Genomic DNA, 24,036 nt, shown 5'->3' with positions numbered 1-24,036 from the left:
CGGCGGCCGAGCCACGGCCGGGGGTCACCGGATCGGCGCCCCCGGCCGTCGGGTCAGTGGGTCAGTGCACCCAGCCCGCGTAACGCTGCACGAAGCGCCGGCCGGTGTGGGCGGTGACCACGACGTCGTAGCGGCCCTGCTTGTCCAGCGGCCAGGAGAGGTTGACCTGCTTGCCGGGCTTGACCCAGACGGTCTGGGCGCTGCCCGCGAAGTCGTTGGGCTCGGCGGTGAAGGCCACGTCCGTCAGACCGTCGTTGGCCACCTGGAGGGTGAGCTTGAGGCTGCCGTGCAGGTCGGCGGTGACGATCGGCACGCCGATGTCGTTCTGGCCGTCCTGTCCGTCCCGGACGACCGTCCCGGCGAAGCGGCGCACGAAGCCGTCCGGGCCGTGGACGGTGAAGTCGTAGCGGCCGTCGGTGGCGGCGGCGTCCCAGACGTAGGTCGCGTTCGCGCCGGGGGCGACGGTGTACGGGGTGCCCGCGAACGGGAGCAGGATGTTCGGGTAGACGGTATACGGGAAGGCCACCGAGCCGTCGTTGCTCATGGTGCAGGTGACCTTGCCGGTCCGGCGGTCCACCTCGACGTCGGCCCACGGCTGGTACGGCAGCGGGCGGTGCGGGCGGTCGCCGCGCTCCTGGACCGGCATCGCCTGGGCGCCGGTCGCCGGGAGGGCGACGCCGGGCAGCTTGGTGCCCGCGTCGGCCCGGGCCATCAGGGCGTTGGTGTCGGGCAGTCGGGGGATCGAGGTGTCCGGGGCGGCGAAGTCGAAGCAGCTGGTGAGGTCGCCGCAGACGGCCCGGCGCCAGGCGGAGATGTTGGGCTCGGCCACGCCGGTCACCCGCTCCATCAGGCGCAGCACCGAAGTGTGGTCGAAGACCTGGGAGTTGACCCAGCCGCCGCGCGACCAGGGGGACGCCACCCAGAGCGGGACGCGGTTGCCGAGGCCGATGGCGCGCCCCTGGGTGAACTCCTCGGGGGTGCCGGGCTCGGGGGTGGGCGGGACCATGTGGTCGAAGTAGCCGTCGTTCTCGTCGTACATGACCAGGAAGACGGTGTGCTGCCAGACGTCCGGGTTGGACATCAGCGACTGCAGCGCCTGGTTGACCCAGTGGGCGCCGTAGGCGGGGCCGGCCTCCGGGTGCTCGGAGAACAGGTAGGGCGCGACCAGCCACGAGATGGTCGGCAGGGTGCCGTCCTTGCAGTGGCGGTCGAAGTCGGTGGGGTCGAACTTGGTCATCGCGTTGAGGTAACGCGGGTCGTCCTTCGGGAAGTTGTGGAACTGCTTGAAGTAGGAGAGCGCGTTGTCGTCGTAGTCGCCGGTGCGGTCGTCCTTGCTGGGGTTGTGGTAGACCCGCCAGCTGACGCCGGCCGCCTGGAGGCGCTCGGCGTAGGTGGTCCAGTCGGCGACCGGGTTGTCGGTGACCGGGGTGTTGTCGATCCAGGGGCCGGTGGTGCCGTCCCGGCCGGGGCCGGAGGTACCGGTCCACAGGTAGAGCCGGTTGGGGTCGGTGGGGCCGGCCAGCGAGGTGAAGTAGGCGTCGCAGAGGGTGAACGCGTCGGCCAGGGCGTACTGGTAGGGGATGTCGTCCCGGGTGAAGTAGCCCATGGTGCGCTCGCCCTTGGCGGCGATCCACTTGTTCATCGCACCGTTGTTGATGGCCTGGTGGCCGGTCGCCCAGTCGTGGGCCAGGCCGCCGGCGTTCTGCGCGTTGTACTTCGAGGTGTCCATCCGGTACGGCAGCATCACCCCGCCGTCGCTGCGGCGGGCGTCGGGCTGGCGGAACACGTCGGTGCCGTCCGGGAACCGGAGCGCCTGCTTGTCGCCGAAGCCGCGCACGCCGTTCAGGGTGCCGAAGTAGTGGTCGAAGCTGCGGTTCTCCTGCATCAGGACGACGACGTGCTTGACGTCCTTGATGGTGCCGGTGAGGGCGGTGGCGGTCGCGGCGTCAGGGGCGGGGGCGGCGTCCGCCCGGGTGGCGGACAGGCCGGTCAGGGCGGTGGCGCCGACGGCCGCGGAGGCGCCGACGAAGGTGCGGCGGGAGAGCTCGGGCATCACGGACTGGCCTCTCAGAGCTGGAAGATGGCGACGGCGGCGGCGGTGTCGGAGGGCCACTCGTTGGCGGCGGTGTTCGGCTCCGGCTGGGGCCAGTCCGCGACCAGGGTGTGCGCCTCGACCAGCTTCAGCGCTCCGGCGTACTGGACGGAGTCGATCCGGTCCTGCGGCTCGGGGCGGTCGCCGCGCCGCTTGCGGGTGGGCGACCAGGTGACGCCCGGGGCCTTGGCCGGGTCGCGGTTCTCCTCGCGGAAGGTGTCGGTCAGTCCGGCGGCCTGCAGCTCCGTGGTGACCGGCCAGGCGAGCGGGCCGACGCCCTGGTGGGCGGCGGCGGTGGCGGCCGTCCAGTCCAGGTGGGAGGGCGAGGAGAGCGCACCGGCCAGCACCACCGGGACGCGCCGGGCGAGGTCCGCGCGCACCGCGGCGGCCAGCGCCTTGGCCTGCTTGACGCGCGGTGAGGCGGTCTCGGCGGCCAGCACCTGGGCGGCGGTGCCGCCGTCCTGGACGGCGTACGGGCCGTAGCCCGCCTCGTCGAGGTGCGCGGCCCAGAACCGGACGCTGCGGCCGCCGGGCAGCTGGACGGTGGCCGCGACGGCGGGCAGCTCGGCGGTGGCCTGGGTCGGCTCGGTGAGCGGGTAGCGGCTGAGGATGCCGACGCTGCCCGGGCTCTGGTGGGCGTACCAGCCGAGGGCGTCGGCCAGGGTCTGGGCCCGCTCACCGGCCGTCTCCTGCAGGGCGAGCACGTCCAGGCCCTGGGCGAGGACGACGCGCAGCTGCTTCTCCAGCGCGTCGGTGTAGCCGGAGCCCGCCTGGTGCAGGTTCCAGCTGGCGGCCTTGAGCCGGGGCGCGGCGGTCGGGGCCACCACGGGGACGAGCACGGTGACGGTGTCGGTGGGCCCGGCGCTGTCCTTGACGCCGACCACCACCAGCTCGGGGTTGCGGCCGGGGGTGGCGGGCGCCGTACCGGTGAGCGTGCCGTCGGCGGCGACCGAGGCCCAGGCCGCGCCGCCGAGCTTGCGGTAGGCGGCCGAGCCGGCAGGGTTGCCGGCCGGGCGGGACCAGAGGCCGCCGAGCTTGATCTTCACGGCGGCGCCGGGGGCCACCGGGGTGGCGGTGAAGGAGTCGACGGCGGCGTGCGGGGGAACGACCGCGGGCTTGGGCCGGAAGCTGAACGGGGCGGTCTGGGCGAGGACGCCGTAGCCGTCCTTGGCGAGCAGGTAGGCGGTGTACGGGCCGCCGGTCAGCGCGGAGGTGTCGAGCTGGACGTCGCCGGAGCTGCCGGGGGTGTACTTCCACACCAGCGAGGAGCCGGTACCGGGCCGGCGGCTGCCGTCGTAGATGCCGACCCAGTTCTTGGCGTCGGGGGCGTCGGTGGTCCAGTGGAAGGTGAGCCGGTCGCCTTCGGCGGGGCTGCTGGAGGAGGTCAGGGTCAGGGCGCTGCCTGCGGCCACGGTTGTCCTGTCCGCCGCCGCGGGTCCGGTCCGCCGGGGGACGGTGCCGGGGCCGCGCGCGGCTGGTCACGGAGGCTGGGAGGGAGAACGCCCACAGTTGGCTGTACAACTGTGGGCGGGCTCATTCACCCGAAGGCCAGCGACCGGAACGTGAACGGCGCGTGACGGAGCATCGGGCGGTTCGGGAACTCCATGACGGAACCGGTGCCGGACAGGCGCGGAGGGCCGCGACGGACGATCCGTCGCGGCCCTCGGGGGGGTGTATCGGGGGATATCGGGGGGGTATGGGGTGGCAGCGCTCAGGCCAGGGCGAGGAACAGCTTCTCCAGCTCGGCCTCGGTCATCGGTGCCGCGTCCTCGTCGGCGGCGGCCATGCACTGGCGCATCCCGCTCGCGACGATCTTGAATCCGGCCCGGTCCAGGGCGCGCGAGACGGCGGCGAGCTGAGTGACCACGTCCTTGCAGTCCCGGCCCGCCTCGATCATCGCGATCACCCCGGCCAACTGGCCCTGGGCCCGGCGCAGCCGGTTCAGGACCGCGCCGACCGACTCCTCGTCCACCTGCATGTCAGGGCCGCCTTTCACATCGACTGTCGATGGACAAGTGTACCCCGCGGGGTATTCATTCCCGGCTGGCGGAGATCGTCGCGGAAGGCCCGTCGAACAGTGATGGGCCGACCGGTCAGCAACGGGCCGGCCGGCCAGCGAGCGGAGCGCCGGCCGGTCGGCGGAGGGCCCGTCGGTCAGCGGCGGGCCAGCCGACGCTCGCCCCCGGCGCCGGTCGCGTACGGCAGCTCGTAGTAGGCGAACACCTCGGGCTCGTCGGTGGCCGGCAGGATGTCGTCGGTGCCGATCGCCGGAGCGTCCTTGACCTTGCTCCGCGGGTACGCCACCCGCAGGTACGCCGGGCCGGCCACCGCCCCCTCCAGCGGGACGAAGACCAGGCGGCGCTTGGCGATCACGCCGATCGTGACGGTGGCGAAGAAGGGCTCGTCGGTGGACGTCTCGACGTAGACCGACTCCAGCGTGCCGATCCGCTTGCCCTTGTCGTCGACCACGTCCTGGCCCCGCCACTCGCGGATGTCTGCCATAGCGATCTCCATGGCCTCCGACCTCCCGTGTCGCACCCTGCCACTGGTCCCCCGCCCACTTTCGACCCCCGGAGTTCCCATCCTGCGCCGGGACGGGCGCCGGGGCGCGACGAAAGGGACATACGGGGGTGAGCCGGCGAACCACCACCAGGGCGCTGACCTGGGCTTTAGGCTGTCCGCCAACGTTCGGGAACAGCTCGCCCGGGGAGCGGCCCCGGGCGGGACGGCCAGAGGGGCGGCAGCCGTGGGGTACGAGAGCATGTGGGAGTCCGGTCATCCGGAGATCGCGGCCGATCTGCGGCCCGAGGTCCCCCACCCGGCCCGGATGTACGACTACTACCTGGGCGGCAAGGACAACTTCCCGGCCGACCGCGCCGCCGCCGAGAAGGCGCTCGCCGCCAACCCCGAGTTCCGCGCCACGGCCCGGGCCAACCGGGGCTTCCTGACCCGGGCGGTGCGCTGCGTCGCCGGGCTGGGCGTCGACCAGTACCTCGACATCGGCACCGGGATCCCCACCGCCGGCAACACCCACGAGATCGCCCGGGCCGTCGACCCGGCCGCCCGGGTCGTCTACGTCGACAACGACCCGATCGTGCTCAGCCACGCCCGCGCCCTGATGGCCGGCGCGGGGCCCGGGCGGACCACCGTGCTGCAGGCCGACCTGCGGGACCCGTCGGCGGTGCTGGACGCCGTCCGGGCCGAGGGGGTGCTGGACTTCTCCCGGCCGGTCGGGCTGGTACTGGCGGCCGTGCTGCACTTCCTGCGCGACGAGGACGAGCCGTACCGGGCGGTGGCCACCCTGCTGGCCGCGCTGCCCTCCGGCAGCCACCTGGTGCTCTCGCACGGCACGGCCGACTTCATCCCGGCCGCCGTGCGCGACCGGGTCACCGGTGTCTACGACAAGGCCACCGCGCCGCTGGTCGGCCGGAGCCGGGAGCAGGTGCGGGCGTTCTTCGACGGGCTGGAGCTGCTCCGGCCCGGGGTGGTCACCGTCCCGCTCTGGCGCCCGGAGGAGGCGCCGGCGCCGGGTGCGGAGCGGGTGAGCATGTACGGGGCGGTCGCGCGCAAGCCCTGACGGCGGCGTGGTGGGGGCGCCCTGTGGCGGGCGCTCGCGGCGGGCCCGGCCGTGGGCAGTTACGACGGGCTCTTACGACGGGCTCTTTCGGCAGGGCTTTTCGGCGGGGCTTTTCGGCGGTCCGGGGTAGTGCTGGCGGGACCTCGGATTGGGGGGTTTTTACCACCGACCCGGGCCCGCACCCCCGGCTACTGTCGACGGGACGGCTCCGGAGCGGGGCGGTCAACACGGGGTCAGCACGCCATGAACGCGCATGACATGGGGGGAACCACCATGCTCCACTACCGCCGAAACGCCCACCGCCGAAACGCCCACCGCCACGTCGCCGGGGCCGTCGCGGTCGCCGGACTCGCCGTCGGGGTGCTCAGCGCCTGCGACCCGGTCGGAACGTCCGTCAGCGACGACGCGACCGTCTCGGACAAGGTCACCGCCGTCAAACTCGACAACTCCTCCGGGGACGTCACCGTCCACGGCAAGTCCGGCGCCGGGGGCGCCTCCGTCCACCGGAAGATCACCTATCACAGTGGAAAGCCCGGCACGACCACCCGGGTCGAGGGCGGGGTCCTGGTGCTCGGCGGCTGCGGGCACAACTGCTCGGTGGACTACACCGTCGAGCTGCCCGCCGGGCTGCCGATCAGTGGCAGCACCTCGGCCGGCGGGATCCACCTCACCCAGGTCGGCGAGGTGTCGGTGCACACCGACTCCGGTGACATCTCGGTCGACCAGGCCTCCGGCTCGGTCGACGTGCGCACCAACAACGGTGAGATCAAGGGCACTTCACTCAAGGGCGACAAGATCCAGGCCAAGACGGACAACGGCGAGATCAACCTCACCCCCGGCAAGGCCCAGGACATCAAGGCCACCACCTCCAACGGCGAGATCCACGTCACCGTGCCGACCGGCTCCTACCACGTCAGCGCCGGGACGGACATCGGCGAGAAGCACATCGGCGTCCAGAACGACCCCAACGGCAAGTTCAAGCTCGACCTGGGGACGGACATCGGCGACATCACCGTCAAGACCGGCTGATCGGGCCCGCTTCGGCGGACCGGCTGGGCGGTCACTCGGCTGCTCGGCGGACCGGTTGCCCGGCTGCTCGGTCGCTCGGCCGGGAGATCGGCGCGCGGCGGCCGACGGCAACTGCCGCTCCGGGCACGCACCTTGACGGGCGCACCCGGAGCGGGCGGGCCCGGCGGTCAGAGGCCGGTCTGGATCTCGGCGCGATGGCGGATGTACTCGTCGGGGTGCGACCGGGCGATGGTGACGGCCGCCTCCACCAGGGCGTGCAGCTCCGCCGGGTAGGCGCGCGGCACCAGCGGCAGGCCCGGCAGGATGCAGCGGCGGACGTCCAGGTCCTCGTTGCCGACGAACTCCCGCAGCGCGGCCTCGTTCCAGCTGTCGCGGACGGTCGCGCCCTCGTCGGCCGTCGCGTTCCGGCCGCCGCCGACCGTGAGCGCCGTCCAGTACCAGGCCCGGGCCGCACCGGCCCGCTCCGGATTGGTGCCGGTCCGCAGGTAGCCCAGCAGGGCCAGCCGGACCCGGCGCTGCCCGAAGGCGACCAGGGCGGGCTCGACGAAGCGGCGGTTGAAGCTCGGGTTGGGGTCGTGGACCGCCGCCTCCAGCAGCGGCTCGAAGTACTCCTCGGGCAGCTCGGACCGTCCGGCGAGCGCCTTGTGGACCTCCCAGCGGGCCGCGCTCGGATAGTCCGCCCCCGACGCGACCTCGATCCCGAGCACCCGGAGCAGACGTGAAAGCCGCAGCTCGAACGCCTGCGATCCGTCCCCGGTGCGCTCGGGCAACGGCTGGAGAATCCGCACCTCGCCGGCCGTGTCCTTGGTTTCCACGAACATCCTCCTCATTCTGAGTCATCGGCAGACTACTCGCTGATACACCCGTTCGGAGTCGGTTTTCGGCCAGGACCGGATCATGAACGACTTCCGGGGCGGGGGTTTGACGCCCCTTCAGTCCGCCGTCGGGTCAGCCCCTGCAGTGCGGAATGGCTCGGTTCGGTCGTTCGGTGCGGGGTGACCGCCCGTCAGGAGGGACGACCGGGTGGGACGAGGCCGGACTGGTAGGCGATCGCGACCAGTTGGGCCCGGTCCCGGGCGTCCAGCTTGGACATCGCCCGGTGCACATGGGTGCGGACGGTGAACGGGCTGACGAACATCCGCTCGGCTATCTCCTCGTTGGTGAGCCCGGTGGCGGCCATCGACATCACCTCGCGCTCACGGGCGGTGAGGACGGCGAGCCGCTCGGCGGGCGCGGCGGCGGCCGGACCGGGCTGGGCGAGGAACTGCTCGATCACGGCCCGGGTGGCGGCCGGTGAGAGCAGGGCGTCGCCGGCCGCCACGGTGCGCACGGCGGCGAGGAGTTCCTTGGGGTCGGCGCCCTTGCCGAGGAAGCCCCCGGCGCCCGCGCGCAGCGCCTGGGCGACGTACTCGTCGATCTCGAAGGTGGTGAGGATGAGCACCCGGGTGCCGGACAGTTCCTCGTCCGCGCAGATCTCGGCGGTGGCGCCGAGGCCGTCGGCGCCGGGCATCCGGATGTCCATCAGCACGATGTCGGGCTTGGTGGCGCGGGCGAGCTCCACCGCCTCCCGGCCGTCGGCGGCCTCGCCGACCACCTCCATGTCCTCCTCGGCGTCGATCAGCATCCGGAAGGCGCCGCGCAGCAGGGCCTGGTCGTCGGCGAGCAGCACGCGGATGGTCATGCGTGGTCCTTGTCCTTTCGGATGGCGCGATCTTGTCGGGTGGCGTCGGGAGAGGTGACGTCCGGAGAGGTGGCGTCGCGAGAGGTGACGTCGCGAGAGGTGGCGGAGTCGGCGGGGCGGACGGGCCGGACAGGCCGGACGGTGCAGTCGCGCCAGAAGGCGTGGGCGCGCCGGTCCCTGGCGACGGGCCCGGCCGGGGTGCCCGGCTCGTGGCCGCCCTCGGTGCGGGCGGCACCCTGGGGGCGGGCGGTGTCCTCGGGCCGGGCGGCGTCCCCGGGGCGGGCGGTGTCCTCCACCCGTGGCGCGACGTCCTCCCGGGCGCCGGTGCGCAGCGGGAGTTCGGCGGTGACCAGGAAGCCGCCGTCGGGCCGCCGGTCGGCGGTGAGGCGGCCGCCGACCGCGCCGGCCCGTTCGCGCATGCCGATCAGCCCGAAGCCGCTCTCGCCCGCGGCGGGCGGGGGCAGCAGGGCGGTGCGGGGGCGGCCGGGGCTGGTCGGGTGGCCGTTGGCGACGCTGATCGCGACCCGGCTGCCGGTGTAGGAGAGGGTGACCTCGGCGTCGGCGCCGTGGGCGTGCTTGGCGACGTTGGTCAGCGACTCCTGGACGATCCGGAAGGCGGTGAGGTCGACGCCTGGCGACAGCGGGCGGGACTCGCCCTCGACGGTGAGCCGGACCGGCAGACCGGCCCGTTCGAAGGTGTTGATCAGCTCGGGCAGCCGGTCCAGTCCGGGGGCGGGTTCCAGCGGGGCCGGCTCCTCCGCGCGGCGCAGCAGGCCGACGGTGGCCCGCAGCTCCTGGAGCGCGGAGCCGGTGGCGTCGGTGATGTGGCTGAGCACCTCGCGGGCCTGCACCGGGTGGTTGTCCATGAGGTGGACGGCGATGCCGGCCTGGGCGTTGGCCAGGGCGATGTGGTGGGCGACCACGTCGTGGAGGTCGCGGGCGATCCTGATCCGCTCGTCGGCGACCCGGCGGCGGGCCTCCTCCTCGCGGGTGCGCTCGGCGCGTTCGGCGCGTTCCTCGATCGCGGCCAGGTGGGCGCGGCGGTTGCGGATGGAGTCGCCGAGGGCGCCGGGCAGCAGGGCCCAGGCCAGGACGCCGATCCGCTCGCCGATCGGGCCGCCTGGGCCGAAGACCAGCGCGATCCCGGTGAGCAGGACGGCGGTGACGATCGAGGCGCGCAGCGCGGTGGAGCGGTCGGTGCGCACCGCGAGGAAGTAGAGGGCGAGCAGCAGCGGGGTGGCCAGCATGGGGGTGAGCCGGGGGCTGGTCCAGGTGAGCAGCATGGTGCAGAGCAGGGTGACGACGACCACGGCGCGGGGGTGCCGGCGGTGGAAGAACACGACCACGGCGGCGATCAGGGCGAGGACGCCGGTGGCCGGGTCGACCGGAGCGAAGCGTCCCGTGGTCTGGTCGATCATGGCGCCGAGGGCGGTGACCCCGATCAGGGCCGCGCCGCCGGCGACGTCGAGCAACCGGGGGTGCTCGCGGCGCAGGCGCTGCCAGGTGTCGCTCATCGTCCTGTTCTCCGGGTCGGGGTGCCCTGGCCGCGCCCTCGCCGGGTTCTGCCAGTCGGTGTCGCTCCGCCGCCCCCGGTGGGGTGCGGAGCGCCGGGTGGGGGCCTCCGCGCGGGCGGCGGCCCCGACAGCAACGGTAACGGTTGGGGCTCGAACCGGTGTCCGAGCCGACCGGTGCCGGACCGGGCCGCCTGGGTGGGCGGCCCGGTCCGGGTGGTTCCGGGCCCGGCCCGAGGGGTGCTCGGGCCGGGCCGGTCGGTACCGGGGCCGATGGCCGTCGGGCGGCACCAGGTGGTGCCGGACCCAGGCCCTCTCCGGCCCTAGACGGTGACCGACTCCTTGACCGGGGCCGGTTCGGGGGCGGCGGTGTGCAGCTTGCTGCCCTCGACGTCGACGTCGGGTATCAGGCGGTCGAGCCAGCCCGGCAGCCACCAGGCGCGGCGGCCGAGCAGGGCGAGGACGGCCGGGACGATCGTCATCCGGACCACGAAGGCGTCGAAGGCGACGGCGGCGGCGAGGCCCAGACCCATCATCTTGATCATCGGCTCGCTCATCCCGATGAAGCCCGCGAAGACGGCGATCATGATGAAGGCGGCCGCGGTGACCACCCGGGCGTTGTGCCGGAAGCCGGTGACGATGGCCTCGCCCGGCTCCTCGCCGTGGACGTAGGCCTCACGGATCCGGGTGACCAGGAACACCTCGTAGTCCATGGCGAGGCCGAAGACCACGCCGATCATGAAGATCGGCATCATGCTCATCACCGGGCCGGTCTGCTCCACGCCGATCAGGTCGGCCAGCCAGCCCCACTGGAACACCGCGACGACCGCGCCCAGCGCGGCGGCCACCGAGAGCAGGAAGCCGAGCGCCGCCTTGACCGGGACGAGGACGGAGCGGAAGACCACCAGCAGCAGCAGGACGGCGAGGCCGACGACCACCGCGAGGTAGGGCACCAGCGCGTCGCTGAGCTTCTGCGAGACGTCGATGTTCATCGCCGTCGTACCGCTGACCAGCACCGTCGCCCCGGTGGAGGCCTTGAGCCCGGCCGCCTGGCCGCGGATGGTGTGGACCAGGTCCTTGGTCGCGGCCTCGGCCGGACCGGTCGCCGGGATGGCGTTGACCAGGGCGGTGTCCCCCGCCTTGTTGAACATCGGCGGCGTCACGGTGACCACTCCGGGCACGCCGGAGACGGCCTTGGCGACCTCACCGGCGGCGGCCTTCGGGTCCGCGGTGCCCTTGACGTCCACCAGGACGGTCAGCGGGCCGTTGAAGCCGGGGCCGAAGCCCTCGGACAGCAGGTCGTAGGCCCGGCGCTGGGTGGTGGAGGTGGGCTTGGCCTCGTCGCCGGGCAGGCCGAGCCGCAGGTCGAGCGCGGGGGCGGCGAGCACGCCGAGGCCGACCACGCCGAGCAGCAGCACCCCGAGCGGGCGGCGCACGATGAACCGGGCCCAGCGGGCGCCGCCGTTCTCCTTCGCGCCGGCCGGCTGCGGCGTGCCCTGGGCCTTGCGGACCTTGCGGGGCAGGGCCCGGCGGCCGATGAAGCCGAGCAGCGCGGGCACCAGGGTGAGCGCGACCAGCACGGCGATGACGACCGTCCCGGCGGCGGCCATGCCCATCTTGGCCAGGATCGGGATGCCGACCACGGAGAGCCCGGCGAGGGCGATCACCACGGTGAGGCCGGCGAAGACCACCGCGGATCCGGCGGTGCCGATGGCCCGGCCGGCCGCCTCCTGCGGGGTGCGGCCCTCGGCGAGCTCGGCCCGGTAGCGGGAGACGATGAACAGGGCGTAGTCGATGCCGACCGCGAGGCCGAGCATCATGGCGAGCGTGCCGGTGGTCGAGGAGAGTCCGAGCGCGCTGCCGAACGCGGTGATCAGCGACATGCCGAGGCCGACGCCGATCACGGCGGTGAGCAACGGCAGGCCGGCGGCGACCAGTGAACCGAAGGTGATCACCAGGACGACCGCGGACAGCGCCATGCCGATCGCCTCGCTGCTGCCGCCCGCGTCGGGCTTGGCCATCAGCGCGTTGCCGCCGATCTCGACCTTGAGCCCGGCGTCCCGGCCGTGCTGGGCGGCCTGCTGGAGCGCGTCCGTGGCGCCCTTGGAGACCTCGCCCGCCTTGGCGGAGTAGTTGACCGTCGCGTAGGCCGTCGAGCCGTCCTTGGAGACGGCGCCCGGCATCTTGAACGGGTCCACCGCGCCGGTGACCTGCTCACCGTGGGCGAGCTCGGCGACCGTCTTCTCGACGGCCTGCTGGCTCGGCCCGGCGGTGATCTTCTGGCCGGAGGGCGCGACGAACACCAGACGGGCCGAGGCGCCGTCGGCGTGGCCGCCGGGGAAGCGCTCGTTCATCAGGTCGAAGGCCTTCTGCGCCTCCGTGCCGGGCATCGAGAATCCGTCGTCGGGTGCGGCGGGCGCCTTGGCCGCCAGGACTCCGGCGAGCGCCAGCACGGCGACCCACAGCAGGGTCACCAGCCGGCGCCGGACGAAGGCCCATCGGCCCAGGCGGTAGAGGAACGTGGCCACGGGAGAGCGGACTCCTTCGGATTCGGAAGCAGATGCGGGCGGGGACGGGTGCGGGTCACGGATGCCCGGAGGCGGTCCGCTCGCAGCATGGCCAATCCTTGATCACCGCCCCCTCCTCCGTCGTCATCTCTGCGCAGGCCGTTTGCGTACTGCGGACGCAGTACGTCCCTCCCCCGTACGGCGGAGCGCGCGGCCTCCCCCGGGAGCAGCCGGGGGCGGCCGGTGGCCTGCGGCGGGAGCAGTCGCGGGTCACCCGTGCGGGCGGTGACGGCGGGCCGCGGCCGTCCGGTCGAAGTAGCGTGATGGGCCACTGGCCTGACCGTTTCCATCCGGTCCGGGCCGACCCGTCCCGATCGGTGCTGATGACAGCCCGCCGCCGGAGGTGCCCCATGGGTGTGCCAGCCGCCCGCATCGTGTTCGACGAGAACGACCGCGCGGCCGTCGCCGACGCCGTGAGCGAGATGCTCACCACCGGCGCCCTGACCCTCGGCCCGTGGACCGAGCGCTTCGAGCAGGCCTTCGCGGCCGAGCACGGCGCCTCCCACGCCGTCGCGGTGAGCAGCGGCACGGCGGCGCTGGAGATCATCCTGCGCACCGTCGACGTCCGCGGCCGCGACGTGGTCGTCCCCGCCGTCACCTTCTACGCCACGGCCGGCGCGGTGGTCCACGCGGGCGGCCGCCCGGTGATCGCCGACGTCGACCCGGCCACCCTCGCGCTCTCCCCCGAGACCCTCGCGGCGGCCCTCACCCCGGATACCGCAGCCGTCGTACTCGTCCACATCGGCGGACTGGTCACCCCGGAGGTGGACGCGCTGCGAGCGCTCTGCGACCGGCACGGCGTCCCGCTCGTCGAGGACGCGGCGCACGCCCACGGCAGCAGCCTGGGCGGCCGCGCCGCCGGGACCTTCGGCCTGGCCGGGGCCTTCTCCTTCTACCCGACCAAGGTCACCACCAGCGGCGAGGGCGGCATGATCCTCACCGAGTCGCCGGAGCTGCGCGACGAGGCGCACATCTTCCGCGACCAGGGCAAGGGCTCCTTCGGCACCAACCACCACGTCCGGCTCGGCTACTCCTGGCGGATGAGCGAACTGCACGCCGCCGTCGGCGCGGTGCACCTGCGCCGGCTCAAGGAGTTCATCGAGACCCGCCGGGCCGTCGCCCGCCGCTACGACGACGCCCTGGCCGGCGTCGACGGGCTGCGACCGGTGCTCGAACCGCCCGGCAGCCGCGGCAACTACTACAAGTACGTGGCGCTGCTGGCGCCCGGCGTCGACCGCGCGGCCTTCAAGCGGGCGGTGGCCGAGGAGTACGGGGTGCGGCTGTCCGGCGAGGTGTACGACCTGCCGCTGCACCTGCAGCCGGTGCTCGCCCCCTACCGGGGCGGGCCGCTGCCGGTGGCCGAGGACGTCTGCGCCCGGCAGGTCTGCCTGCCGGTGCACTCCGACATGACCGAGGACGAGACGGAGCTGGTGATCGAGGCCGTCTCGACCGTGCACCGGCGGATGGCCGGGTAGCGGGAGCGAGCCGGGTAGCCGGCGCGAAAGGAGCAAGACCGTGCGGATAGCCGTCACCGGTGGCTGCGGGTTCATCGGCTCACACGTCGTGGACCACCTGATCGCGGCCGGGCACGAAGTCCTCGCCGTGGACACCACCGACAAGTACCTCAACCCCGACGCCGAACACGCCCGGATCGACGTCCTCGACCTGCCCGCGCTGACCTCCGCGCTGGCCGGCAGCGAAGTGGTCTACCACCTCGCCGCGATGGCCGACGTCGAACAGGTCTCCGCGGACCCCGTCCGGGCGGTGCGGACCAACATCGACGGCACCGAGGCGGTGCTGGAGGCCGCCCGGCGCAGCGGGCTCAGCCGCACCGTCCTGGCGAGCACCGTGTGGGTCTACGGCGCCGCCCTCACCGACGATCAACTCGACGGTGGGGAACAGGAGTTGGACGAACACGTACCGATCGAGCTGGAGCACAGCGGGCACCTGTACGTGGCCACCAAGCTCGCCGCCGAGATGCTCGTGCACAGCTACCGCGAGCTGTACGGACAGCACTTCACCATCCTGCGCTACGGCATCCCGTACGGTCCGCGGATGCGCGACGAACTGGTCGTCGCCCGGTTCGTCCAGGCGGCGCTGGCCGGACGGCCGATCACCATCGCCGGCGACGGCCGGCAGAGCCGCAACTTCGTCTACGTCGAGGACCTCGCCGACGCCCACGTCCGGGCCCTCTCCCCCAGTGCCGAGGACCAGACCTTCGCCCTGGAGGGCTCCACAGCCGTCTCGGTGCGCGACATCGCCGACACCGTCGACCGGCTGCTCGGCCCGGTCACCATCGAGCACATCGACGGCCGCAAGGCCGACTACACCGGGCGGCGGATCTCCTCCGCCCAGGCCAAGCGGCTGCTCGGCTGGTCGCCGAGGACCAACTTCGCCGACGGCGTGCACCGCTACGCCGACTGGTACCGGTCAGCCACCGCACCCGCCGCCGGCTGACCGGGCCGCCCGATGCCGCACGCCCTGCTGGTCTCCGGCTCGCTCGGCCAGGGCCACGACGTGATGGCCCAGGCCTGCGCGGACACCCTGCGCGAACGCGGCTGGACCACCGGCACCGTGGACGCCATGGCCCTGCTCGGCCAGCGGTCGGGCGCCGCCGGGGAGGCCGTCTTCCGGCGGCTGCTCGACCTTCCCGGGGTCTACGACGCCTTCCACTTCGCCGCGCTGCGCCCGGGCGCCCGGCTCGCGCTGCTCGCCGACGCGGCCGCGCGCAGCCGGCTCGTCCCGGCGCTGGGCGAACTGATCGCGGCGCAGCGCCCCGAGCTGGTGATCTCGGTGTTCGCCACCGCCAGCTCGGCGGTCAACCGGCTGCCGCGCCGGGACTTCCGGCACTTCGTGTTCTGCACGGACGTCACCCCGCACCGGCTCTGGGTGCAGGAGGGCACCGACCTGTTCCTGGTCACCTCGGAGGTGGCCGCCTGCGCCGTGCGCCGCTACCGGCCCGACGCCCCGGTGTGCGTCGTCCCCGCGCCGCTGCGGCGGCCGTTCTACCGGCCGCCTGGCCGGGCGGCGGCCCGCGCCGAGTTCGGCGTGCCGGCGGACGGCCGGTGCGTGCTGCTGATGTCCGGCTCCTGGGGGCTCGGACCGATCGCCCGCACCGCCGCCTCGCTGGCCGCCGCCGGACCGCACGTGCTCGCCGTGGCCGGGCGCAACCGGGAACTCGAACAGCGGCTGCGGGCGGCCGCCCGCCACCAGCCGGGACTGCACGCCTTCGGCTACACCGACCGGATCCCGGCCCTGATGGCCGCCGCCGACCTGGTCGTCACCAGCTCCGGCGACACCTGTAGCGAGGCCCGGGCGATCGGGCGCCGGCTGCTGCTGCTCGACGTCGTCCAGGGCCACGGGCGGGACAACCTCCAGCACGAACTGGAGCTCGGCCACGCCGACGTCGCCACCGCCCGCCCGGCCGAGGTGGTCCGCAACGCCCTCGCGGCGCTGGGCCGGCCGGAGCCCGACCCCTCGCCGGGCGCCACCCCGGAGGCCTGGCAGAAGGGGTTCGGGGCGGCGCTGGAGCGGGTCGGGCTGGGGTAGCCCGCGCCGGGGCCGCCCACCGCCCGGTCGGCGCCGGGCCCCGTCCGGCCGATCCTGCCGGACAGGGCCCGGGGGATGGCGGTCGGGAAGTACGACGGCTCCGGGTGCCCGGTGCGGCGGCGAGGTGGCGCGAGCCCGTTCCCGGGACGGTGGTGGGCGCGGCCCGTCGATCGTCCCAACTACCGTGCGGCGCGGGCAAGATGCGGGACGGCGTGGTCGCGGAGCGGGCCGATGGTGAGGGTGCGGCGGCGGCAGTGGGCGGCGATCAGTGGGAGGGCGGCCAGGGTGGCGCGCCAGGAGTCGGGCGCGGAGGTGCAGTCGGAGTCGTGCAGCAGGAGGGTGGCACCGGTGGTGAGGCCGGGGCGGGCGGTCGCGTAGACGGAGTCGCCGGTGGCCGCGGCCGTCCAGTCGCGGCCCCAGGCGGTCCAGAGCACGCTGCGCAGGCCCAGGCGGCGGGCGGCCAGTGCCGGACCGGCCGTCAGCACACCGTACGGCGGGCGGTACCAGAGCGGGCGGGCGCCGCACAGGTCGGTCACCGCCTCGGTGGCGCGGCGCAGTTCGCGCAGGTCGCGGGCCGGGGCCGGGTACCACTGCGGCCGGTGGTGCCAGCCGTGCACGGCCACCTCGTGGCCGCGCAGCACAAGTTCACGGCCGAGCGCGGGGGCGCGTTCCAGCATCGAACCGAGCAGGAAGAAGGTGGCGCGGGCGCCGAGTTCGTCCAGGGCGTCGAGGACGTACGGGGTGCTGCGCGGGTCGGGGCCGTCGTCGAAGGTGAGGGCGAGGTGGCCCGGGGCGGTGCCGTAGCCGGCGGTGCGGCGGGCCAGGGTGCGGCGCACCGGCGGCAGGCGGACCGCCGCCGGGGCGAGGTGCAGCAACTCGACGGCGGCCGCCGCGAACAGCGCCCTGGCTCCGGGGCTCACCCGAAGCGGGCGGCCATCCGGCGGAACACGCCGGGGGCGACCCCGTGGATCCGGGCCGGGAAGCCGAGCCAGTGCGGGACGAAGAGGCGGTCCCGTTCGGTGGTGATGGTCGCGACCACGGTGGCCGCGACCCGCTCCGCCGAGACCGGGCGGGGGCGTTCGCGCTGGTAGGGGGTGCCGCGCCGGTCGAAGAACGGGGTGTCCACCGCGCCGGGCAGGACGAGGCGGACGCCGACGCCGGTGCCGCGCAGCTCGTACCAGAGGCTCTCGGCGAACATCGCCAGCCCGCCCTTGGTCGCCGAGTAGCCGGACTCGTCGCGCACGCCGACCTGCCCGGCGATCGAGCCCAGCAGCACGATCCGGCCGCGGCGGCGCTCCAGCATGCCCGGCAGCAGCAAGCGGACCAGGCGCAGCGGGGCGGCGAGGTTGACCTCGATCATCCGGTCGAGGATGTCGGAGGGGGTGTCGGCGAACGAGCCGCGCCAGCCCAGGCCGGCGCTGGCGACCAGGGCGTCCACCCGGCCGGCGGTGGCCAGCGCGGCCTCGGCGAGGCGGGCCGGGCCGTCCGGTTTGCTCAGGTCCTCGGGCAGGGCGTGTCCGCCGGTGCGCTCGGCGAGGGCGTCGAGGCGGACGCGGTCGGTGCCGGAGAGCAGGGTCTGCCAGCCGGCGTCGGCCAGCCGGGTGGCGGTGGCCAGGCCGATGCCCGAGGAGGCGCCGGTGATCAGCGCGACGGGGCGGGCGGTCGGGTCCGACCGGCCGGGCCGGGCCCGGACTTGCTCCGTGGCGCCTTGCTCCGTGGTGGCTTGCTCCGTGGTGGCTTGCTCCGTGGTGGCTTGCTCCGTGGTGGCTTGCTCCGTGGTGGCTTGCTCCGTGGTGGCTTGCTCCGTGGTGGCTTCCTCAGCCATCGCGCACCTGCCGCTCCCTGGGCGTCCTGCCGTCCGTTTTGTCCGGCACGTCACCTTCGCACGGCAGAGCCGTCCGGGCTACCGGGGCGGGACGGCGGGCACGGCCTCCGTCCGGGTGCGGGGCCGCCAGTTCGGCGGACTCGCCCTCCAGTTCACCGAAGCGGGACAGCAGGAACGTTCCGCCGACCGCGATCGCGAAGCCGGTCAGGGCGCACCAGGCGAAACCCGGGCGCGCGGAGTCCCCCAGCGACACCACCCCCACCAGGGCCGGGCCGAAGGTCTCGGCGACCGTTCCGGCGGCGGTCGCGGCCGTCACCGTGCCGCGCTGCAGGGCGAGGGCGTACGCCAGGTAGCCGCCCAGGCCTCCGAGCGCCAGGGCGTAGGCGGCCGGGTCGGTGAGCACGGCGGTGAGGCCGGACGCGTCCAGGATGCGCACCGCGAGGCTGGTGATCCCGAAGCCGACGCCGGCGAGCAGGCCCAGGCCGGCGGCAGCGGCGGTGCCCTCCCGGCGCACCAGCACCAGGGTGGCCGGCAGCATCACGACGGTGGTCGCCAGCAGCGCCCAGTGGAAGGCCGCCGGGGCGTACTCCCGGCCCTCCTCGCCTGAGCCCAGCGCCAGCAGACTGAGGCCGACGACCACCGCGAGGATGCCCCCGAGGTCGCCCGGGCGCAGCCGCGCGCCCAGCAGCCAGACGGCGGCCAGGGCGGTGACGGCCAGGCTGGCATTGGTGACGGCCTGGACGAGGAACAGCGGCAGGCTGCGCAGGGCCACGATGCTCAGCACGAAGCCGAGGATGTCCAGGACCGTCCCGAGGATGAACTGCCAGGACCGCAGCAGCGCGGCCAGCAGCCCCGCCCGCACCCGGTCCGCGCGCGGCGCCGACCGCGCCCCGCGCGCCTGGAACACCGCCCCGAAGCCGAAGCAGACGGTGGCGACCAGCGCGGTGGTGAGTCCCAGCAGCATGCGTCTCCCTCGCGGGGCGGCGGCGGTTCACCACCCAGTCTGGGGCCGCGGCGGCGCGGGCGCACGGGTGGGCCGCCGGGGCCGTCAGGCCGGCGCTTGCGGGGCCGCCGTGACGGCCCGCGGGCCGGTCAGTACCACTCCGAGTACCCCCAGTTGTTGTCGTACTGGAAGTAGGCCCGGGACTGGATGTCCTTGTCGTTGACCATCCGGGTGTAGATCGTGCCGTTGCCGTTGTACACGGCGCTGTACGACGCGCCCTTGTTGTTCTCGACCCGGATCGTGATCTGGGTGCCGCCGTAGCTGCCACCGGTCGCGCGCGCCCAGGCGGCACGGCAGGTCGGGCTGTAGCGCAGTTCCGCGTCACCGTCGGGAGCCGTGTAGGCGACGGTCCGCGCGTCGTTCTGGCAGATGGTGTTGGCCGGGTCGAGGCCCGTGCAGCTGTCGGCGTAGCAGGAGGTGGCGGCCGAGGCCGAACCCGAGGCGAACAGCAGGCCCGAGGCGACGAGCGCCAGGGTGGAGGCCGCGGACACGGCGTTCCGCAGGGAGAGCTTCATGGTGGTCCCCGAGTGGGTGAAGGGTGTGGCGTGCGCCCCGTCGGCGCCGCCCGCTCACACCCTGACACCGGTGAAGTCCGTCCCTCTCCGTCCCCGGTCGTCCCGGGCCGATCCCGGGACGACCGGGAAAGACCGGGGACGGCGGGGCAGGCGGGGCAGGCGGTGGCCGCTCGGACGGTTCGCCGCTCGGACGGTTCGCCGCTCGGGCGGTTCGCCGGCCGGGCGGGAAGCCCGTGCTCAGGGCCGGAGTGCCACGCCCGCGTAGGCGGAGGCGTCGGAGGCCGAAACGGCCGGATCGTCGGGGCGGGGCCGCCAGTGCGGGGTGGGGACGACGCCGGGCGGCAGGAGGGTCCAGCCGTCGAAGAAGCGGGTGAACTCGGCGCGGGTGCGGGCCTGGGCGGCGGTGCCGGCGGCCTGGTAGATACCGACGATCCGGCGGATCTCCTCGGGGGCGAAGTCGGGCGTGACGTGGGTCATCACCAGGGCGCTGCCGGGCGCGAGCACGGACTTGAGGTGTTCGACCAGTTCGTGGGCGCCGCGGGCGTCGGGGACGAAGTGGAACAGCGCGTTGAGGGAGAGCGCGACCGGGCGGCTCAGGTCGATGGTCTCGCGCAGGCCGGGTGCGGCGAGCAGCCCGTCCAGGTCGGTGACGTCGGCCTCGACGTAGGCGGTGCGGCCCTCGGGCGTGCCGGTGAGCAGGGCCTGGGCGTGGGTGAGGACGATGGGGTCGTTGTCGGCGTAGACGACCCGGGCGCCGGGCCGGACGCTCTGGGCGACCTCGTGGAGGTTGGGCGAGGTGGGGATGCCGGTGCCGATGTCCAGGAACTGGTCGATGCCGGCCCGGGCGAGGGTGCGGGTGGAGCGGTGCACGAAGGAGCGGTTGGCGCGGGCGGCCTCGCGCAGCCAGGGGGCGACGGCGAGGACGTGGCCGGCGGCCTCGCGGTCGGCGGCGAAGTTGGTGAAGCCGCCGAGGTAGTAGTCGTACATCCGGGCCGAGTGCGGCACGTTCAGCCGCAGGTCGACCCCGTCGTAGAGGCTCATCGCGCTCCCCCTCGGCATCGCGGTTACGGTCCGATTGCTGCCCACCGTACCGGGGGGCCAATCGTCGCCCCGGTGGCCTGATCCAGCCCCTGGATCGGATGGGATGACAATCTGTATTCGCTTTGCAGCATGGAGTGACCGGCCTGGTGGAATGAGGATGGGCGCGGACAGCCCGACCCTCGAGTGGCCCGGTGAGCAGCCGGCGGCCACGGAAAGCAGGCTCGATGACGATCGACAGGGGTGCCCCGGCGCGCGGGTACCGCGGAGGGACGGCGGTTGAGCAGGCCGGCGCGGCCGTGGCGGAGCGGGCGGCGGTGGTGATGATGGAGGCGGGCCTGCGCCTGGACCTCACCTACGCCGCGTTCTGCGAGACCCATGAACCCGCGTGGCACGCCCTCGCGTTGACCAGGATAGGCAGCCAGGCCGACGCGATGCTGGTGGTCGAGGCGGTCAAAGCCGATCTGGCCCGCTGCTGGCCGCAGGTGCTGCGGTTCGAGGAACCGGCCGCGTACGCCTGGCGGTTGGCGAACCGGCACGTCGGGGACTGGGTGTCGGCCGAGGAGCCGGTCGAGGTGGAGGCCGTCACCTTCGCGGCCGTGATCGGGGCGTTCAAGCAGGTCGCCGACGGACTGCTGCACAGCGAGGCGGACGAGGTGCGGCTGTACGCGGCGATCCTCGAACTGCCGGACCGGCAGCGGGACGTGGTGATCCTGCGCTACCTGCTGGGCCTGCACACCAAGGTGATCGCGGCGTACCTGGGCCGGCCGGTGGCGACGGTGCACTCCAACCTCCGGCACGCCCGGGAGCGGTTGGCGCGCCGGCTCGGGGTGGGCGAACTGCCGGACCAGGGCGGCGAAGCATGACCGCGGACCGGCGGGCCGGGCCGGCGGACGGGGCGGGCGCGGCGAACAGGGCTGACGGGGCGGACGCGGCGAGTGGGGCGGGCGCGGCGAACAGGCCGAGCGGGGCGGGCGCGGCGAACGGGGGGCGCACGGTGTTCCGCGTGCCCCGGCCCGAACGCGCCCACGCCGAGCGGATCGCGGCCGTGCGTCAGGCCCGACTGACCGCCGCCCCGGCCCACCTGCCCTCCGAGCACGAGCAGGCCGCCTTCGAACTCGGCCTGGTGGTCGCCCTGGTGCTGGGCGCGCCGTGCGCCTCCCGGGGGCTCGACCTGCTGGTCAACGCGCGCCGGATCCAGCCGGAGGGAGCGGAGGTGTTCGGCGCCCTGCTGTACGCCACCGGCAAGGAGGAGGGCGCCGAGTTCTGGTGGCGCTTCGCGGCCGGCTCCGGCAGCGGGACGGCCGCCTACTGCCTCCATCTGCACCACCTGAAGCTCGGCGAGACGGACGACGCCGACTACTGGCGAGCCTGGTCCGAACAGCTGTCCACGGCCGAACGGCCGCCCGGGCCACGGACGTTGCGAATGAGCCGACCGCTGCTGCCGGAGGACGTGCGGCGCGACATCCTGTCCCGGGTGCACCGGGGGCTGGCACCCCAACTGCCGCCCGCACTGGTCGCGGTGATCGACCGGCTGCCGTTGCAGGACGGGGACGAGCAGGAGGCACAGGAGGTGCCGAACCCGTGGGGGCTCACCTCCGGGGCCACCGCGGCGTGTTCCTGGGAGCCGCCGTGGGGGTTCGGCGAGGCCGGCCGGGAGGGCGGGGCGGACCCGTGGGGGTGAGGGCGGCCCGGCGGCCCCTCCGTCCCACGTTCAGGTGAGTGCGGCGAACCGGGCGACGACCTCCGGATCGCGGCCGCTGCCGGCGTCGAGCCGCTCGCCGTCCGGGCCCCGGTAGCGGATCCGGTAGTGCTGCGGCGCGATCGCGGTGTCCCGGCCGGGCAGTGCGGCGACCACCGCGCGGTGTACCTCGGCGGGGGTCAGCCGGGGGTCGGTGGTGGTCAGGTCGACGGTCAACCGTCCTTCCTCGACGGTGATCCGCCGCGCCTCGGCCGGGTCCAGGGCTGTGGCCAGGGCTGTGTCCAGGGCTGTGTCCAGGGCGGCGTCCAGCAGGGTGCGGACGGCCGTCAGGTCGACCCGGGAACCGTCGACGAGCTGCCAGTCGCCCTCCCGGCCGCCGTCCCGTCCGGACGCCGGCGGGCCGGGCGCCCCGGGCAGCGCGGTGAGCGGGACGGGCCCCTCGGCGGCCGCCGCGAGGAGGGCGAGCAGGGCCTGGGCGAAAGCCTCGGTCTCCTCGGCGTCGAGCACCTGGGGGCAGGCGATCAGGGCGAAGTCCAGGCTGCCGCTGATCCGCAGGATGGTGAACATCAGTCGGACCGGCAGCGGCGGGGCGGGCAGCGCGGAGAGCTCCGGGTCCGCGCTCGGCACCGGCTGGGCGTCGGCGACGGCGGCGGGGATGGTGAGGCTCAGGTCGTTGACCACCACCTGGCGGGCGAACCGGGAGCCGCGCACGTGGGCGGCGTCCTCCACCAGTTGCCAGATCTGCTCGGCGTCCAGGACGCTGTGCCAGTAGGCGCTCAGCGAGGCGGACTTGGCGCGCCCGATCAGCTGGTCGAGGTCCTCGGCGCCGGTGTCCAGCAGGATCAGGGCGTCCTGGGCGAGGGTGCCGACGTGGTCGAGCAGGGCGGCGCGCTGCCGATTGGCGGAGAGCGCCGCGATGGCCAGCTCGGTGCGGTCGGCCCGGTGGGCGACCAGCGCGGAGAAGGCGGCGAGCAGGACGACGGAGGGGCTGGCGCCGGTGCGGCGGCAGACCGCGGCGAGGTCGGCGGCCGCGCCGCGGGCGCGGACCAGCAGGGCCCCGTGCCCGTCCGGCGGGCCGGTGATCCGGGAGTCGGCGAAGACCACCTGCGGGCCGGAGCCCAGCACCTTCGCCCAGTGCCGCAGCGCGCCGCCGGCCCGGCGCCGGCCCTGCGGGCTCTGCTCGGCGGCGGCGATCTGGATCGGGGTCGGGGCGGTGACCGGCGGGAGTTCCTTCCCGGCGGCCAGGGCGTACCAGTCCTGGATCAGCAGGGCGGTGGCGGCGCCGTCGGCGCCGGCGTGGCACACCACGGCGATCAGCCGGAGCAGTCGCGGCCCCTCGCTCACCAAGGTGAAGCGGATCCTCGGAACGGCGGTCAGTGCCAGCGGGACGGCGACGTCATCCTGCCCCAACCGCGCTGCCAGGGTGTCGAGTTCATGGCCGGCCAGGCCCTCGGTCTCGACCACGGTGACGGTGAACCGGCCGTCCCCGTGCACCACCTGGCTCTCCGGGAAGGCGTCCGGGCCGGAGCCGGGCGGGAAGGACGTCCGCAGCGACTCGTGCCGTTCGACCAGCAGTCGCAGGGCGTTCAGCCCGGCGGCGGGCGAGGTGCCGGGCGGGACGGGCCAGACCGACTCCTTGTTGATCTGCTCGGGGGCGTCGCGCCGGATGCACCGGATCATGTTGTCCTGGCCGCGGGTGAGCGGGCCCGAGCCGCCGCTGGTCGCGGCGAAGCGGACGGTGACCAGCCGGCCGCCCCGGGGCAGATCCGGCAGCGCCGCAGTCGGCGGTGTCCGGTCGAGCGGTGCCTCTTCGTGCGGTGCCTCGTCGTGCGGTGCCGCGGCATGCGGTGCATCGTGGTGCGCAGTCACGTCGTACGTGCCTCTCGGCTCGCCGGAAGGGTCTCAGCGGGGGATACGGCCGGACGCTACCAGCGCTCGCCGGTGATC

General features: G+C 74.3%; 21 protein-coding genes. 7 read left to right on the top strand and 14 right to left on the bottom strand.

The genetic code is table 11. From position 1 onward, the window contains the following. Nucleotides 1–61: 61 nt before the first annotated feature. From ACZ47G_RS15410 to ACZ47G_RS15395, 4 genes are all read right to left on the bottom strand, one after another. Nucleotides 62–2,053, bottom strand: coding sequence for a phosphocholine-specific phospholipase C (locus ACZ47G_RS15410; protein WP_465742755.1), 1,992 nt, complete (start codon nucleotides 2,051–2,053; stop codon nucleotides 62–64). Nucleotides 2,054–2,067: 14 nt separating this feature from the next. Then, on the bottom strand, nucleotides 2,068–3,504 hold the full coding sequence (locus ACZ47G_RS15405) for an endonuclease/exonuclease/phosphatase family protein (protein WP_465742753.1): 1,437 nt from the start codon (nucleotides 3,502–3,504) through the stop codon (nucleotides 2,068–2,070). A gap of 299 nt (nucleotides 3,505–3,803) precedes the next feature. After that, nucleotides 3,804–4,070, bottom strand: a complete 267-nt coding sequence (locus ACZ47G_RS15400; protein WP_380452355.1) for a metal-sensitive transcriptional regulator — start codon at nucleotides 4,068–4,070, stop codon at nucleotides 3,804–3,806. Between the two features lie 176 nt (nucleotides 4,071–4,246). Further along, nucleotides 4,247–4,594 (bottom strand): PRC-barrel domain-containing protein, encoded by a 348-nt coding sequence (locus tag ACZ47G_RS15395; RefSeq protein ID WP_465742751.1) that lies wholly within the window; start codon nucleotides 4,592–4,594, stop codon nucleotides 4,247–4,249. Nucleotides 4,595–4,853: 259 nt separating this feature from the next. On the opposite strand from ACZ47G_RS15395, the gene ACZ47G_RS15390 reads away from it, so the two are divergent. Together ACZ47G_RS15390 and ACZ47G_RS15385 are read left to right on the top strand one after the other, a co-directional pair. After that, nucleotides 4,854–5,669, top strand: a complete 816-nt coding sequence (locus ACZ47G_RS15390; protein ID WP_465743158.1) for an SAM-dependent methyltransferase — start codon at nucleotides 4,854–4,856, stop codon at nucleotides 5,667–5,669. A gap of 258 nt (nucleotides 5,670–5,927) precedes the next feature. After that, nucleotides 5,928–6,698, top strand: coding sequence for a DUF4097 family beta strand repeat-containing protein (locus tag ACZ47G_RS15385; protein WP_465742749.1), 771 nt, complete (start codon nucleotides 5,928–5,930; stop codon nucleotides 6,696–6,698). A 167-nt stretch (nucleotides 6,699–6,865) separates the two neighbouring features. Here the strand turns inward: ACZ47G_RS15385 and ACZ47G_RS15380 are convergent, their stop codons facing one another. From ACZ47G_RS15380 to ACZ47G_RS15365, 4 genes are all read right to left on the bottom strand, one after another. Beyond that, the gene (locus ACZ47G_RS15380; RefSeq protein ID WP_465742747.1) at nucleotides 6,866–7,519 is read right to left on the bottom strand and encodes a hypothetical protein; all 654 of its coding nucleotides are present in this window, start codon (nucleotides 7,517–7,519) and stop codon (nucleotides 6,866–6,868) included. A gap of 185 nt (nucleotides 7,520–7,704) precedes the next feature. Beyond that, nucleotides 7,705–8,379: a response regulator transcription factor gene (locus tag ACZ47G_RS15375; protein WP_380452347.1), complete on the bottom strand. Its 675-nt coding sequence runs from the start codon at nucleotides 8,377–8,379 to the stop codon at nucleotides 7,705–7,707. Continuing rightward, nucleotides 8,376–9,893 carry a sensor histidine kinase gene (locus tag ACZ47G_RS15370; RefSeq protein WP_465742745.1) on the bottom strand — a complete coding sequence of 506 codons (1,518 nt, stop codon included), beginning with the start codon at nucleotides 9,891–9,893 and terminating at the stop codon, nucleotides 8,376–8,378. Before ACZ47G_RS15370 ends, ACZ47G_RS15375 begins: the two co-directional genes overlap by 4 nt. Nucleotides 9,894–10,213: 320 nt before the next feature. Then, nucleotides 10,214–12,418 carry an MMPL family transporter gene (locus ACZ47G_RS15365; protein ID WP_465742743.1) on the bottom strand — a complete coding sequence of 735 codons (2,205 nt, stop codon included), beginning with the start codon at nucleotides 12,416–12,418 and terminating at the stop codon, nucleotides 10,214–10,216. Between the two features lie 389 nt (nucleotides 12,419–12,807). On the opposite strand from ACZ47G_RS15365, the gene ACZ47G_RS15360 reads away from it, so the two are divergent. Genes ACZ47G_RS15360 through ACZ47G_RS15350 form a run of 3 tightly spaced genes read left to right on the top strand, consistent with a single transcriptional unit; the run spans nucleotide 12,808 to nucleotide 16,006 of the window. Further along, nucleotides 12,808–13,932, top strand: a complete 1,125-nt coding sequence (locus ACZ47G_RS15360) for a DegT/DnrJ/EryC1/StrS family aminotransferase (RefSeq protein ID WP_465742741.1) — start codon at nucleotides 12,808–12,810, stop codon at nucleotides 13,930–13,932. Between the two features lie 40 nt (nucleotides 13,933–13,972). After that, on the top strand, nucleotides 13,973–14,914 hold the full coding sequence (locus ACZ47G_RS15355) for an NAD-dependent epimerase/dehydratase family protein (RefSeq protein WP_465742739.1): 942 nt from the start codon (nucleotides 13,973–13,975) through the stop codon (nucleotides 14,912–14,914). Between the two features lie 12 nt (nucleotides 14,915–14,926). Further along, a complete protein-coding gene (locus ACZ47G_RS15350) occupies nucleotides 14,927–16,006 on the top strand; it encodes an MGDG synthase family glycosyltransferase (protein WP_465742737.1) in 1,080 nt (359 codons plus the stop codon). A gap of 179 nt (nucleotides 16,007–16,185) precedes the next feature. Here the strand turns inward: ACZ47G_RS15350 and ACZ47G_RS15345 are convergent, their stop codons facing one another. The 5 genes from ACZ47G_RS15345 to ACZ47G_RS15325 form a co-directional block, all read right to left on the bottom strand. After that, the gene (locus ACZ47G_RS15345; protein ID WP_465742735.1) at nucleotides 16,186–16,926 is read right to left on the bottom strand and encodes a polysaccharide deacetylase family protein; all 741 of its coding nucleotides are present in this window, start codon (nucleotides 16,924–16,926) and stop codon (nucleotides 16,186–16,188) included. Beyond that, nucleotides 16,923–17,831 carry an SDR family NAD(P)-dependent oxidoreductase gene (locus ACZ47G_RS15340; protein ID WP_465742733.1) on the bottom strand — a complete coding sequence of 303 codons (909 nt, stop codon included), beginning with the start codon at nucleotides 17,829–17,831 and terminating at the stop codon, nucleotides 16,923–16,925. The genes ACZ47G_RS15345 and ACZ47G_RS15340 overlap by 4 nt, the downstream gene beginning before the upstream one ends. Next, the gene (locus ACZ47G_RS15335; RefSeq protein ID WP_465742731.1) at nucleotides 17,824–18,795 is read right to left on the bottom strand and encodes a hypothetical protein; all 972 of its coding nucleotides are present in this window, start codon (nucleotides 18,793–18,795) and stop codon (nucleotides 17,824–17,826) included. Before ACZ47G_RS15335 ends, ACZ47G_RS15340 begins: the two co-directional genes overlap by 8 nt. Before the next feature lie 128 nt (nucleotides 18,796–18,923). Continuing rightward, the gene (locus tag ACZ47G_RS15330) at nucleotides 18,924–19,349 is read right to left on the bottom strand and encodes a DUF2690 domain-containing protein (RefSeq protein WP_465742729.1); all 426 of its coding nucleotides are present in this window, start codon (nucleotides 19,347–19,349) and stop codon (nucleotides 18,924–18,926) included. A 237-nt stretch (nucleotides 19,350–19,586) separates the two neighbouring features. Then, the gene (locus ACZ47G_RS15325) at nucleotides 19,587–20,390 is read right to left on the bottom strand and encodes an SAM-dependent methyltransferase (protein ID WP_465742727.1); all 804 of its coding nucleotides are present in this window, start codon (nucleotides 20,388–20,390) and stop codon (nucleotides 19,587–19,589) included. Between the two features lie 224 nt (nucleotides 20,391–20,614). Between ACZ47G_RS15325 and ACZ47G_RS15320 the strand changes: the two genes are divergently transcribed. Then, nucleotides 20,615–21,253, top strand: a complete 639-nt coding sequence (locus ACZ47G_RS15320; protein WP_465742725.1) for an RNA polymerase sigma factor — start codon at nucleotides 20,615–20,617, stop codon at nucleotides 21,251–21,253. Nucleotides 21,254–21,393: 140 nt separating this feature from the next. Further along, on the top strand, nucleotides 21,394–22,071 hold the full coding sequence (locus tag ACZ47G_RS15315) for a hypothetical protein (protein ID WP_465742723.1): 678 nt from the start codon (nucleotides 21,394–21,396) through the stop codon (nucleotides 22,069–22,071). A gap of 30 nt (nucleotides 22,072–22,101) precedes the next feature. Here the strand turns inward: ACZ47G_RS15315 and ACZ47G_RS15310 are convergent, their stop codons facing one another. Then, nucleotides 22,102–23,958, bottom strand: coding sequence for a condensation domain-containing protein (locus ACZ47G_RS15310; protein WP_465742721.1), 1,857 nt, complete (start codon nucleotides 23,956–23,958; stop codon nucleotides 22,102–22,104). Between the last annotated feature and the right edge of the window lie 78 nt (nucleotides 23,959–24,036).

The organism is Kitasatospora sp. NPDC030952 (genome assembly GCF_055571335.1).
Note: the sequence above shows the minus strand (reverse complement) of the source record. Positions and strands in the feature narration are given on the sequence as shown.